11 protein-coding genes are annotated in these 12,825 nt (G+C 62.1%); 5 read left to right on the top strand and 6 right to left on the bottom strand.

What is annotated here, in order from left to right; all coding sequences use genetic code 11:
* Positions 1-123: 123 nt before the first annotated feature.
* On the bottom strand, positions 124-1,026 hold the full coding sequence (locus tag ACT3S2_RS08335; protein ID WP_443348381.1) for a PrsW family glutamic-type intramembrane protease: 903 nt from the start codon (positions 1,024-1,026) through the stop codon (positions 124-126).
* 336 nt (positions 1,027-1,362) lie between these two features.
* Here ACT3S2_RS08335 and ACT3S2_RS08330 point away from each other — a divergent pair, with 336 nt between their 5' ends.
* Entirely contained in the window at positions 1,363-2,193 is an 831-nt protein-coding gene (locus tag ACT3S2_RS08330; RefSeq protein ID WP_443348379.1) for an aldo/keto reductase, read from the top strand.
* Here the strand turns inward: ACT3S2_RS08330 and ACT3S2_RS08325 are convergent.
* The 4 genes from ACT3S2_RS08325 to ffh all read right to left on the bottom strand — a co-directional run bounded on the left by ACT3S2_RS08325 (position 2,190) and on the right by ffh (position 8,371).
* Positions 2,190-4,550 carry a bifunctional lysylphosphatidylglycerol flippase/synthetase MprF gene (locus ACT3S2_RS08325; protein ID WP_444561519.1) on the bottom strand — a complete coding sequence of 787 codons (2,361 nt, stop codon included), beginning with the start codon at positions 4,548-4,550 and terminating at the stop codon, positions 2,190-2,192. The two genes, ACT3S2_RS08330 and ACT3S2_RS08325, sit on opposite strands and share 4 nt — an antisense overlap.
* 189 nt (positions 4,551-4,739) lie before the next feature.
* Positions 4,740-5,951 carry an alpha/beta hydrolase gene (locus ACT3S2_RS08320; RefSeq protein WP_444561518.1) on the bottom strand — a complete coding sequence of 404 codons (1,212 nt, stop codon included), beginning with the start codon at positions 5,949-5,951 and terminating at the stop codon, positions 4,740-4,742.
* Between the two features lie 201 nt (positions 5,952-6,152).
* Positions 6,153-6,782 carry a hypothetical protein gene (locus ACT3S2_RS08315; protein WP_443348375.1) on the bottom strand — a complete coding sequence of 210 codons (630 nt, stop codon included), beginning with the start codon at positions 6,780-6,782 and terminating at the stop codon, positions 6,153-6,155.
* A 20-nt stretch (positions 6,783-6,802) separates the two neighbouring features.
* Positions 6,803-8,371: a signal recognition particle protein gene (ffh, locus tag ACT3S2_RS08310; RefSeq protein ID WP_444561517.1), complete on the bottom strand. Its 1,569-nt coding sequence runs from the start codon at positions 8,369-8,371 to the stop codon at positions 6,803-6,805.
* Between the two features lie 140 nt (positions 8,372-8,511).
* Here ffh and ACT3S2_RS08305 point away from each other — a divergent pair, with 140 nt between their 5' ends.
* The 3 genes from ACT3S2_RS08305 to ACT3S2_RS08295 all read left to right on the top strand — a co-directional run bounded on the left by ACT3S2_RS08305 (position 8,512) and on the right by ACT3S2_RS08295 (position 11,210).
* Complete coding sequence (locus ACT3S2_RS08305; RefSeq protein ID WP_443348370.1) at positions 8,512-9,996, top strand: glucose-6-phosphate dehydrogenase; 1,485 nt, start codon at positions 8,512-8,514, stop codon at positions 9,994-9,996.
* 130 nt (positions 9,997-10,126) lie between these two features.
* On the top strand, positions 10,127-10,570 hold the full coding sequence (locus tag ACT3S2_RS08300; protein WP_218778260.1) for a universal stress protein: 444 nt from the start codon (positions 10,127-10,129) through the stop codon (positions 10,568-10,570).
* A 181-nt stretch (positions 10,571-10,751) separates the two neighbouring features.
* The gene (locus ACT3S2_RS08295) at positions 10,752-11,210 is read left to right on the top strand and encodes a universal stress protein (RefSeq protein WP_444561516.1); all 459 of its coding nucleotides are present in this window, start codon (positions 10,752-10,754) and stop codon (positions 11,208-11,210) included.
* 110 nt (positions 11,211-11,320) lie between these two features.
* Here the strand turns inward: ACT3S2_RS08295 and ACT3S2_RS08290 are convergent, their stop codons facing one another.
* Positions 11,321-12,355, bottom strand: coding sequence for an acyltransferase family protein (locus ACT3S2_RS08290; RefSeq protein ID WP_444561515.1), 1,035 nt, complete (start codon positions 12,353-12,355; stop codon positions 11,321-11,323).
* Between the two features lie 220 nt (positions 12,356-12,575).
* Between ACT3S2_RS08290 and ACT3S2_RS08285 the strand changes: the two genes are divergently transcribed.
* Positions 12,576-12,825: hypothetical protein (locus ACT3S2_RS08285; RefSeq protein ID WP_444561514.1), on the top strand; the 250-nt coding region annotated here is incomplete at its 3' end.

The raw sequence follows: 12,825 nt of genomic DNA, 5'->3' as shown, positions 1-12,825 counted from the left end.
GAGAGGGGCCACGTCGATCGAGTACCTTGCCATTATGCCAGAACGCGGCGCGCGACGCGACCCATCGTTCAGACGGGCGAGCCGTGGCCGCACGGCGGGTTGGTGGAAGCGGGTGCTGGCTGGTCAGCGCATGGAGCGGTCGACGGATTCCTGCTCCCTGCGAGCCCCGTGGCGCACTGATAGGCGCAGCCAGTTGATCCCGATAAGGGCAATGATCACCATTCCACCGATATACATCAGCAATGAGATGAAGGCGACCTCGGGAGCTACCGATGGGGGCAGATGACCGTAGGTGAGCTCAAATCTGACGGTTCCGGTGAAGAGAACGGCGAGGAAGGAACTCAGCGGTCCGATCAGATCCCAAAGGGAATGAAGTGCCGAGACGCCGATGAAGGTCAGGATCAGCCTCCAGACCGGCCGGCCGGGCCGCCTCAGGGAAAAGAGTGCGGCACCGAGGATGGCCGTCCACAGGATGTGCCCCACGGGAGAGAGGGCTGCCCGCAGGACCTCCGTCTCCAGAAGAGAGGTGAGATTGATGGTGTTTTGGCCCAATGCTGCGTTGAAGGCGTAACCCGCGGATTCGAAGGCCGCGAAGCCTGCCCCAACCACCGCACCCAGCGATGCTCCCAAACGCGCCGTGCGCCGGGTGATCCCGCGAGCGGCGATGGCCAAGATCAGGAGCTTGACGAACTCTTCAATGAACCCCACCAGGGCGAACTGGAGGGCTGATTTACCGAGGTCCACTTCGAGGAGGGAAGCCCCCAAGACACCGAAGACCCCGCCGATGAAGAAAGCCGAGAATAAGCGGACCGGCGATAAAACGCCTTCCTGTCGGGCTCCCACGAACAGGACCACCACGAAGGGGACCAAGAAACTCCCCAACAGGATCAGCGTGGGGATCAGATTGGTGTTCTCTGTACGGGCGGTGACGACGATGGTGAGGATCCACAAGGCGACTCCGCCGAGAAGCACCTTCCACCAATACCCGTGCAGGCCCGGGCTCGAATCCCGTGGAGCTTCGACCACCGCTACGCCCCCCATCTTGCCGACCAAGCCGGGTGTTAGAGCCGCCCGCGACTCGTGAGGATCCACCGGGACCGGAGAAACGAAGCCTACATCCAGCACGATGGGCCAACAACAGTCCGTCGCCAGAGGTGGTCTCCCACCCACAGCGGGCACGGGCCCACGATGCGATGTATCAATGGCACCCAACACCCAACCACATCGGTAGATGACGAGATCTTCCACAGCGACGCTGATGATCCCCTCGGCACGTTCGGCGCTTTCCACGACGGGCGGCGAGCAGCCCGCAGCAGCTTTGCATGATTTCATGTGACGGTGACGTGAACGAAAGGACCCATCATGCGAACAGTTCAACTACCTAACGGGACGACCATGCCCGCGATGGGCCAAGGCACGTGGTTCCTCGGCGACAATCCCCAGCGTCGGGCGCAGGAGATCGCTGCGCTGCGTGCCGGCGTTGAATGCGGCCTGACCCTGATTGACACCGCTGAAATGTATGGAGGCGGTCGCTCGGAGGACCTCGTCGGTGAGGCCATCTCCGGCTGTCGCGACGACGTGTTTCTGGTCAGCAAGGTCCTCCCCGGATCCAACCGCGCCGAAACCATCGAAGCCTGCGAGAAGAGCCTGGAACGCCTGGGCACCGACCATCTGGATCTGTACCTGCTCCACGGGGTCGGACCCGCACCGTTTGAGGAGACGCTCGAGGGCTTCGAGCATCTCGTCGCTGCGGGCAAAATCGACCAGTTCGGTGTCAGCAACCTGGACCTCGAGGAAATGCAGTACTTCCACTCGTTGCCCGGCGGCGGTCACACCCAGGTCCAGCAGCTGCTCTACAACCTCAACCAGCGAGGAATCGAATGGGACCTTCTGCCGTGGTTGCAGCGGAAGGGTCTGGGCATGATGGCCTATTCCCCGTTCGACCGCGGCGATCTGGCCCATCACGCGGGGCTCACCGGCTTCGCTCGTGAACGTGGTGCCACCGCAGGCCAGGTCGCGCTGGCCTGGCTTTTGGCCCAAGACCAGGTCATTCCCATCCCCAAGAGCTCCCAGGTGGAGCGGGTCACCGAGAATGCCGGCGCCCTCGAACTAGAACTCACGACGGAAGATTTGGCGGCACTCGATGACCTGTTCGCTCCGCCGAACGGGCCCGAGTCGCTACAGATCTATTAGTGACGGCTCAGCAATGTCCTGGCCAGTGACCAGCCGGCGCTCAATGATGCGTCCCCGATATAAGCCTTGGAGATGGCGACGGAAATGGCTGGCAGGGCGGCTGCGTCGGGGTAAACCATGTATTGGGGGACGAACTGTGGCTGAAATTTTTTCTTGAAGGACATCAGCGACTGGAATCCATAGACCGGCTCCAAGGTGGCTGCCAGCCAACCCAGTACCCGCTCCATGGGCGGCACTCCGGTGTCATCTCCGGTCGGCGACACCGTGTCCTGTGGTTTGTTCGCGGAGACGAGCGGCGCACCGGACAGGCTGGCGAAGGAATAGCCCTGCGCTTGGAGCGTCAGTGCCGCGGTGCCAATCAGGAACTCCACGACCGGCCTGAACCCTCCCTGTTTCCGCCGCATGAAATCAAGAGTCCACCCTGTCACTTGCCCGCAGTGCCGGACCGGCAGCCACGAGGTGGCCCCTTGCAGCACACCCGCGTCGTCAACGGCCAGCAACAGCCTCACCTCGGGATCGTCCAGCTCAGCCAGCCCGCCGAGGGTGAAACCGAGCTCGGGCATGCCCCGATCGGCAACCCACTCCTCGGAGATGGCCCGGAGTTGTTCGCGCCTGTTCAGGGTCAACAGCGAGTATTTGCTCCACACCGCCTCGACACCCGACTTCTCTGCCCGGTTCAGTGCCGTGCGCACATCCTGAAACTTCTTCCCGGTGAACGCCATCGAACCGAGTGGAAGCACCGTTTCTGTGGCGACGCGAACCCTGCTGAACGTCTCCGGCGGCAACGCGTCTGCGACTTCGCTCGTCACGGAGTAGAAGCACGGGATCCATGCGTGGCTTATGCAATACCCGGCGAACCCGCGAACCACCGCAGCAACATCCTGGGGCGCAGCGATGGGGTTGCTCGTGGTCAAGGCGACTCCGGCGGTCACCCGGTAGGCGATGAACGAGCGACCATCTGGTGCGAACCAGTAACTGTTGCCCTCCCAGGTGGTCATCCACGAGAACGTTCCTCCCGTCCCCTCTCGCACCAGGGCCCGGGCGCGGGTCCCATCTGCCGTCGAATCGTGGTCCCCTGCCGTGATGAAGGATGCGAGCAGCCAGAGGCAGACGGCAGCCCAAAAGAGGATCCCCAACCCCTCGAACAGGATGGTTGCGGCCGCGGTGATCGGGACGAACTCGGGGCTGATATGAAGGGCATAGACCAGGGGAACGAAACGCTCGGGCAGGTTCTCTGCCAGCTCGCCAAGATCCGGGACCGGGCGGAACCCCTCGCGCAACCAGAACCCCACCCCGAGGTAGAGCGCCGACAGGAAAACCCCGAGCAGCAGGATCTTCTGCAGTAGACGACGGTTCACTCGGGGCGGCGCACTGATGCTGAAGAGCCGCCGGGTGGCCAGCAAGAGGAGAAAGACGGCCAGTGGAGCCAGCAAGGGCAGGATGATGGCCTTGGCTTGCCCGTAGTCGGTGAAGTCATATTCGCCCAACCCCTCCAGCAGGCCAGCGTCCGGGACCCTGGCCTGAAGCACGACGCCGGCAAGGAAAATCAGGGTCAACCCGGCCATGGCTCCCTGGACCACGGCTGCCGCCCACCAGGCGAGGCGGCGCCCCCGCCGCAGACCGTCGGCCAGAACCACCAGAAGAATGGAAGGAAGGACTGCGGAGAACATGGCGCCGAGGCCGGCTCGTTGTTGAAGCTGTGCTGCGGCGCATTCGTTGATGCGTTCCGGACTCGAGCACAACTCGGCCAGCGACTGGGGATCGACCGGCACGATGTTGGTTCCCAGATAACGCAGGACGGCCAGCGGTCCTACGGCCCCGGGTGAGAGGGCCGCCACCACGGGCCCCAGTGCCGCAGCGCAGATGACGACCGCCACGAGGACACGGCCCTCATGGCGTGTAGCCCTGATCCGCGGCCTGCCCGGCCGTTGACCGATCAGCAGCGGACCGAGCAATAGCCCGATCAGTACCGCCCCCAAACGCATGACATCCGGCAGCGTCCCGGCATACAGCGCGGTGACCAGGACAACGGCCAGCAACCCGGTGCGCAGCCGTCTGCGCCACATCACCCGTAGCCCTGCGGTCGCTGCCATCGCCGTGCCGCAAGCAATGACCGTCACCCCCACCAGGAGGCCCGGCTCAGCCCTATGGACCGCTGCGTCCGGTTGGATCAAGGCCACGAACACTGCCCCGGATGCCAAGGCCGCAGACTGGGTGAACAAGAAGGCGACGAGAAATCTCAGGCTACCCATCCTGGTCTCCACCCACAGGGCCACCAACGCGATGAAGACCGCGCCGAGAATGAACGCCGTCAGATGGCTGGTGCTGGGCAGATAGGCATCCCATGCCGCTTGCACAGGCGAGAGAACGGCTGGACTGGGCGTACCCGGGCCCCTGGGATCCTTCGGTTCCGAGATATGTCCCCTGCTAGCGAGGCCGGCGGCGACATAAGCACAGAGCAGGACGAGGGTGACCGGCAGCCGCAGGAGCTTTCCCTGAATGCCGGCGCTCCAGGCATCAACCGAGTTTCTCTCTCCCAGGCTCATTTAGCGCACCATGCCCCAGTGAGGCGCCAGAAAATCCAGGCCCGCGGTAAGCCCCGCCCTGGCGGCCGCCCACGAGTGGCCCGCTCCGGGGACCCGGAGTTCCTTCACCTGCATACCTGCGGCACGGGCAGCGGTGACCACCACCTCCATATCGGGACCATATTGATGATCGCTGGCCCCCACCGAAAAGAAAGCGTGGGTTGAGGGAAAACGTTGGTGGTGCAGGAGCGTGAGTGGCAGGCGGGACTCGAAGGCAGCCGTGTTTCCGCCAAAGGATTTGTCGATGGTCTCGGTTCGGCTGACCGACAGGGCCGGCTCCTGCTGACCGGAGAGATCAATGATGTTCGGGTAGAGGTGCGGATGCATGGTTCCCATTTGCAGCGCGCAGGTACCCCCGAAGGAAAACCCGCCAAAGGCCCAGCCCGGGCTGGGTTTTTGCACGTTGAGCGTCGTGGTGATCCAGGTCGGCACGTCGACCGAGAGGTAGGTGTCCGCCTGGGCGATGACCGAATCCATGCACATTGAATTTCCGCTAGTGGTTCCATTGGGATCCGCGACAACGACCACGGGTGCCATGCCGTGGTGCGCAGCGGCAAAGGAGTCCATGATTCCTGGCAGATGCCCTGCGTCGAGCCAACGTTGCGGTCCGCCGGGCTGTCCAGCGACCAACACCAAGACGGGTAGCTGCCTCGGTCCCGACGGTTCGTAGGCGGGCGGCAGGTAGATGATGGCATCGCGCGCCGTGAACTTCGAAACGGTCCCCGGGATCGATGCCTGACTGACGGTACCGGGCATTGGAATCTTCTGGCTGCCGGTCCCGGATCCGCCGCGCATGAGGTTCGGTGGCAGGGCTTGCACCGCCACTTGATCGCCCAACAGGCTTCTCACATTCACGTATTGCCCGAAATAGGCGTTCAGTTGCAATCCGGCGAGGAGAACGACGGCGATGGTCGCCAGTGTGGCCAGGAGCTTCCAGGTCCAGGGAGACTTTGACGCCGAATACACGCCGAGCAGGATGCCGAACAGGGCCAACCCAGCCCAGGCGATGACGACCAGTGGGAGCGGATCGGCGATGACGAACCAGACGTACACGAGGAGAAGATAGATCACCCAGGTGACCAGAGCCGCGGCCAAGACAAGCAAGGGGTAGGCGAGCCACCATCGACGGCGTTGACGCGGTAGCACCAGGAAGATGAGGCCGATAATACCCACTACCCAAACCAGTGGGGGTAGCCAGCCGCCAACGAGGCTGATCGATTCCACAGCATCCATAGGTTCCGGCCTGCCAGTGCTGTGCCGGCCCGTGCCGGATCCACTAGGCCCCTCCGATGTGGACTCTACGCCTAGCACGTCACAGTTGACTCGATGGACAGGCGATTATTTATTGTCGGGGCTGCGACACGCAGCCTGCGCTCATCCTCGCGTTTGGCGCAACCCGGGTACCGGCGCGGTCGCGGGCAGCTCGGGCATGAGGCCGCGGGGAGGCTGCCGGTTACCCGGTACATGGCGAGGGGTCATGTCCCTGCCGTGCTCGAGTTCGGTCACTCCCCCGAGCTCCAGGGCACGGACACCGGCTGCGGCACGTTCTGCGTCCCCGGGTGGCAACAGGACCGGAAGTTGATCTAGCGGGCAGAATCTAACCTGGAGCAGCCCGCCGTCGGCGGTGAAGCGTTCCACTTCGGTGACCCAGGTGCCTCCGTCGTACACGAAGAACTCTTGGCCCGTGTCATTTCCTCCGGCCGAGTGCGCTCCTCCGGTAGCGGGGCGGAAATCATGGACCAGCATCCGGCCCATCGAGGGTTCCAAAGCCATCCGGGCCAGGATCGAGGCGGCAGCCCCGCGCGGTGTCGCCCCTGACCTGACCTGGGCGGTCGGTAGCACCCAGTCCGGCTCCGAGTCCTCGCCGTAACGGGATTCGTTGACTCCCACGGCGTCCTTGACGGTCAGGACGGCCCCATCGGAGCGCCGTACCAGGGTCGAAGCGTAGGCCTGGTGCTTCCACCGGGCGCCGAGGAATCCGTCAAGTCCCTGCACAACAGTCATCAGCCGCTACCGCCGCCGACCTATTTGCCCAGGAACTTATCAAAGCCCTTGGGCAAGTTCAGGTCCGAGGGATTGAAGTCCTGCCCGCCCTGCTGCCCGAAGGAGGCACCCGTCGGGGCCGAGGGAGCAGCCGACTTGCGGTTCTTGGAATCCAATTCCGCCTTGGCAGCCTTGGCCGGGTTTCCGAACTTCTGCTTCTTCTTGCCAGCGCCTTTACCCTTTTTGGCGCCGCCCCGACCACCGCCACCGGGCATGCCCGGCATCCCACCGCCGGCGGCCATGCGCTTCATCATCTTTTGTGCTTCACCAAAGCGCTCGAGCATCTGGTTGACCTCGGAAACGCTCACGCCTGAACCCTTGGCGATACGGGCTCGACGCGAACCGTTGATGATCTTCGGCGCCACGCGTTCGTGCTGGGTCATCGAGCGGACGATGGCTTCGATCCTGTCGATCTGACGCTCATCGAATTGCTCGAGCTGCTGTTTGGAGATGGCGGCTCCGGGCATCATGGAGAGCATTTTCTTCATGGAGCCCATTTTTTTGATTTGCTGCATCTGGGACAGGAAGTCGTCCAGGGTGAAGTCCTCGCGGTCGGCGAACTTCTGCGCCATCCGTTCGGCTTCGCCCTTATCCCAGTTCTGCTCAGCCTGTTCGATGAGCGTCATCATGTCGCCCATGTCCAGGATGCGGCTGGCCATCCGGTCCGGGTGGAAGACCTCAAAGTCGCTCAGGTTCTCGCCGGTCGATGCGAACATGATCGGCTTGCCGGTCACCGAGGCAACGGACAGCGCGGCGCCACCGCGCGCGTCGCCATCGAGCTTGGAGAGCACCACACCGGTAACTCCGACACCTTCGTTGAAGGCCTGGGCAGTGTTCACGGCATCCTGACCGATCATCGCGTCGATGACGAACAGGACTTCATGTGGATTGACTGCCGAACGAATGTCAGCTGCCTGCTGCATCAGCTCTTCGTCAACACCCAGACGGCCGGCGGTGTCAACAATGACCACATCGTGCTGCTTCTGCCGGCCTTCGGAGACGCCGTTGCGGGCGACGACGACCGGGTCGCCGGTGGCCTCCTCAAATTCCGAGGAGACGCCTGGGTGTGGGGCATAGACCGGGACACCCGCGCGTTCACCGTTGACCTGGAGCTGCTTGACGGCATTGGGCCGCTGCAGGTCACAGGCCACCAACAGCGGGGTGTGCCCCTGGGCCTTGAGGTATTTGGCCAGCTTGCCCGCCAGCGTCGTCTTACCGGCGCCTTGCAGGCCCGCCAGCATGATGACCGTCGGTGGAACCTTGGCCAGGTTCAGCCGGCGGGTCTCTCCGCCGAGGATGCCCACCAGTTCCTCGTTGACGATCTTGATGATCTGCTGGCCCGGATTCAGCGCACCGCTGACCTCGGCGCCCAGCGCACGCTCCTTGACCTGGGCGGTGAAGGCACGCACCACCGGGACGGCGACATCGGCGTCGAGTAGGGCGCGCCGGATCTCCCGGACGGTCCCGTCGACATCGGCTTCGGAAAGGCGTCCCTTGCCGCGCAGGCCCTTGAAGGTCGCTGTCAGCCGGTCGGAGAGAGAATTGAACACGTGAGCTGAACTACTTTCGTGTGGGTGGCTGCGGGAAACCCCGCTGGACTCGACTACCAAGGTTACCAAGGTCCAACGTGCCCAACGGTATCGGCCAGCGGGGGCAGACACGGTGGGCGCAATGGTGGCAAGCTAGGCAGGTGAGTGAAGCAAAGAAATCCCATGTCAAGACGTTACTCATCCTCGGCGCCTCAGGGGACCTGACCGGGAGATTGCTGCTGCCCGGTCTGGCTGCCCTCATCTCCAAGGGAGATCAGCCTGACTTGATCCTCGCCGGGGCCGGCTCCCCGGATTTCACCCCCAAAGATTGGTCCAACCGCGTCACCGAGGCCTTCGCCAACGCACGGACGAAGGCTTCCGGAGACGGTGCCGCACATTTGGACCGCATTGCCCGGCAGACGACGTACACGGCCCTCGACGTCACCGCACCGGGCGAACTCGGCAAACTACTGGCCACGTGCGAGGGCCCGATCGCCCTGTATTTCGCGCTTCCCCCGACGGTCAGCCAGAAAGCCTGCGAAGTCCTGACACCGGAAGAAGTCCCCGAGGGTACCTCGCTGGTCATGGAGAAGCCCTTCGGTTCCAGCGCCGAATCAGCCCACGCCCTGACCAAGACACTCACCCGCCTGGTGCCGGAGGAATCCATTCAGCGTGTGGACCACTTCCGAGGCAAGGCCACGGTCTTCAACATCCTGGGCCTACGCTTCGCCAACCGCTTCCTAGAACCGCTGTTCAGCAGCGAACACGTGGCGAAGATGGAGATCTTCTACGACGAAGACCTGGCCCTGGAGTCCAGGGCAGGATACTACGACCATGCCGGTGCCCTACGGGACATGATCCAGTCACACCTCTTGCAGATCTTGGCCCTGCTGACCCTTAACGCCCCCGCCACTTTGGGCGAACGGGATCTACGCGACCACATCGGTTCGGTCCTTCGGGCGACGAAGGTCCCCACCGACTACACCAAAAGCACCCGGCGTGCCCGTTACACCGCTGGGACGAGCCGCGGACACCATGTGCCTGACTACACCTCCGAAGACGGTGTGGATCGGACCAACAACACCGAAACCCTGGCGGAGATCGAAGTCGAGATCAACAACTCCCGCTGGTCTGGCGTACCGTTCATCCTGCGTTCGGGAAAGGCTCTGGCGCAGCCCCGCAAAGAGGCCGTCATTACCTTCAAGCCGGTCGCCCACCTACCGCAAGGCTTCACCGGCAACGACTCCCCCACCCGCCTGCGCATCGGTTTCGGCCCGGACATCCTTCAACTCGAGCTAGACGTCAATGGCCCCGGGGACATGTACAACCTGGATCGTGTCGGTCTTTCAGCCCAGCTCAACACCCCCGACCTGCTGCCCTACGGTGAAGTCTTGGCGGGCGTACTGGCCGGGGACCCGACGCTGTCGGTTCGTGATGACACCGCCGAACAATGCTGGCGGATCATCGAGCCGGTATTGGCCGCCTGGTCGAACGGCGAGGTCCCGATGGAGGAGTACCCCGCCGGCTCCAACGGACCCACCCACTGGGTGACTTCCCAAGAAGTCGAGCTGGAGAGCGAACCGATGGAAGGCCTCCTTCCGGGCACCGAACTCCCACCACAGGACGCTCCTCCAGCAGCCGGCTGACCCCTTCGTACCCGCTGCTAAGCTGGCCTCAGGTGGACGAAACGGTCCTGCCATCCGGCACGTCCTCTGCAACAGCGACCGTGATCTTCGAAGGTGTGCTCGGAGCACACCGGAGGTGGTGAACGAACACATGGCAACCAAACCAGTAGTCGTCGGCATCGATGGCTCCAACGACTCCAAGGCAGCTCTTCAGTGGGCCGTGGAGTATGGGAAGCGCTTCGACCTTCCGGTCTACGCTGTGGCGGTCTGGGAACTTCCGTTGGCCTTCGGGAATATGGCCACCTACCCAGAGACCGGCGCACAAGTTGAGGAACGCACCAGCAAGGTCCTCAACGAAGCAGTTCAAGAAGCCGTCGGCGCAGATTCCGGAGTGCTTCAACGCACGGAACGTGGGCACCCCGCCAAAACTCTGGTGGAAATCTCGGAGTCCGCCGAGCTCTTGGTCTTGGGCACCAGAGGTCGCGGTGCTTTCAGGGGCATGCTGTTGGGCTCCGTCAGTCAGCACTGCGCGTCTCATTCAAAATGCCCCTTCGTCGTCATTCGGCATCCGGAGAGCGACGTCGAAGCGAAGTAATTGATGTTCGAGTCGCCGCAGGGTCGAAGGACCCTCCGGCGACCCCAGTCTGGCCCCGGATCAGGGCTCTGCCGCCGTGATATGCTGGCTATTGAGTGGACGAGGCGGTCCTGCCAGAAGGCACGTCCACCAGAACCGTGGCCGCAGTCTTCAAGGGTGTGCTCGGTGCACACCGGAGGTGGTGAACGAAATCATGGCAACCAAACCAGTTGTGGTCGGAGTCGATGGGTCCGATGATTCCAAGGCAGCCCTGAAATGGGCCGTGGAATACGGGCAGCGGTACGAAGCTCCGGTAGAGGCACTGGCCGTTTGGGATATCCCGACGAGCTACGGATACTTGGCCGCGTACGCAGAATCCGGGGAGAAAATCGAGGCGCGTGCACGCGAACTTCTCGAAGAAACCGTCGCCGAAGCCGTCGGAGCGGACTCCAATGTTATTCGGCGGACCGAGCGGGGGCATCCTTCTTCAACACTGGTCGAGGCATCTAAAGACGCACAGCTACTGGTCTTGGGCACCCGAGGCCATGGAGCCTTTGCCGGGATGCTGTTGGGCTCCGTAAGTCAGCACTGTGTGGCACATTCGAAATCCCCTTTCGTCGTCGTTCCCAGCGAAAAGGAAGATAGAAAGAAACGTAAATAGCCGTGCTGCCTGGAGTAGATCGCCGGTGACCTACTCCAGGCTCGTTTCACCTATTTTCTCGCGGTGAACATTCGTCGCGGCGCGTGGTGGAGAAGCAAACGCCGGGCCCGTCATGAAGATAATGTTTGCAGCTTCGAATACTTCTTGGTTGCCTGTTGAGTTGACGGTTTGAAAAAGTACCCGCTGATAGTGCGCATCACGGCATTGGTGCGTGGCCCCGAAGTCAATAACACCGTGGCCGCGGTCAGGGTCAATACAAAAGCAAGTGCAACGACGTTATTCCGTGCCAACACTGCGGGCAGGTACAGTTCGGCGCCCAGCACGATGAATCCGTGCAGCAAGAAGACCGGCAACGTGTGACGGCCCACCATGGCCAATCCCGGGGACTCACGCTGCGGTACGAGCATCAGGAACGCCATGATTCCCAGGGATGCTGCGAGAAGAAGTACGGTCCTGATGACCAAGCCTTCTGCTGGATTCACCTCCAAGCTTTCGGCGCTCAAGCTGCCGTAAAACCATTCATGCTTAAGGTGTGCAAAATACAAGACCATCAGGGCTGACGCGGCACCAGCGACTGTTACGCCCTTGAGCACCTTCGTGGAGCTCATGCACCAATCGAGTATCCGTTTGCCGTACGCGTATCCAACAGCATAGAACGGCAGGAAGACCAAAGCTCGCCCCAATGACAAGGGGTAGCCAATCCACGGGACAGCAGTGACTGCGATGGCTAAAGCGGTAGAGACCGCAATGGAAGCCCTGGGAAATTTATCGATGATGGGCGTGAGTAACAACCACCAGATCATCGCCACTATAAACCAGAGCATCCAAAAAGGAGTATCCCATTCAAACTCTGCGCCCGGTTTAAGGACGCGGGTCGCCCCGAAATATAGGAATTGGAAGAGGACTAACAACACCAGAAGCGGGCCCACTCTCCGGACCAAATTTTTTGGAGTTCCAGTGATCCCAGTGAGGAACGCGAAAGCAGGCATATGAAATGCGTATATGAGCGTCAAAGGGAGACGCACCGTAGTTGCCGACCAAACATTCGTCCCCTCGAGCAAATGTCCGAGGACCACCAGCCCAATCAGGAGCCCTTTGGCAATGTCGAGACGCTGGTCGCGCCGCTTCACCTCAACTTCTCTCATCACACTACGGTAACAATTTTCGCTTCTCAAGCCGAATGGCTGGGGCAGTCCAGCAATGCGCCTACGAAGTCCTCAGCGTCGAGAGCTTCCCGTCCCGCGAGACAGCGCCACACCCCTAAATGCAGTGTTTCGCTGCATGGAAAATCCCGGGGCGAGAAAGACTCTCGCTGCTCAAACGAGTGTGCGGCCACCTCCGGCTTTGTCCCCGTAGACTCATCCAGTGCTCAAATCCTGCTTCCGCAACAACCCCTATCGCTTGTTGTGCATACTTCTATTTGTCGCTTTCATACCTATCATTCTGAAGTTGCCGGCTCTCAACGATCTCTTTGTCCACGCGGCAACGCTCGAGCGACTCCAGCAAAACTTTTGGCGCCCCCGAGATCCGATGGTCAACGAACCAGGCTTGGGCAATCCGTATTTTTCGCCTTATATGGTTTTCTGGGCGGTTTTCTCCAAGTTCACCGGCCTGG

Origin of the sequence: Arthrobacter sp. AOP36-A1-22, from assembly GCF_052377615.1 — a bacterium.
Lineage (GTDB): Bacteria > Actinomycetota > Actinomycetes > Actinomycetales > Micrococcaceae > Arthrobacter_H.
The sequence above is the reverse complement of the archived record's forward strand: the minus strand, read 5'-3'. Positions and strand labels throughout refer to the sequence as shown.

Coding starts and splice junctions, on each gene's coding strand:
- ACT3S2_RS08290 (WP_444561515.1), bottom strand. CDS start 12,355: ATGAGAGAAGTTGAGGTGAAGCGGCGCGACCAGCGTCTCGACATTGCC.
- ACT3S2_RS08315 (WP_443348375.1), bottom strand. CDS start 6,782: ATGACTGTTGTGCAGGGACTTGACGGATTCCTCGGCGCCCGGTGGAAG.
- ACT3S2_RS08300 (WP_218778260.1), top strand. CDS start 10,127: ATGGCAACCAAACCAGTAGTCGTCGGCATCGATGGCTCCAACGACTCC.
- ACT3S2_RS08330 (WP_443348379.1), top strand. CDS start 1,363: ATGCGAACAGTTCAACTACCTAACGGGACGACCATGCCCGCGATGGGC.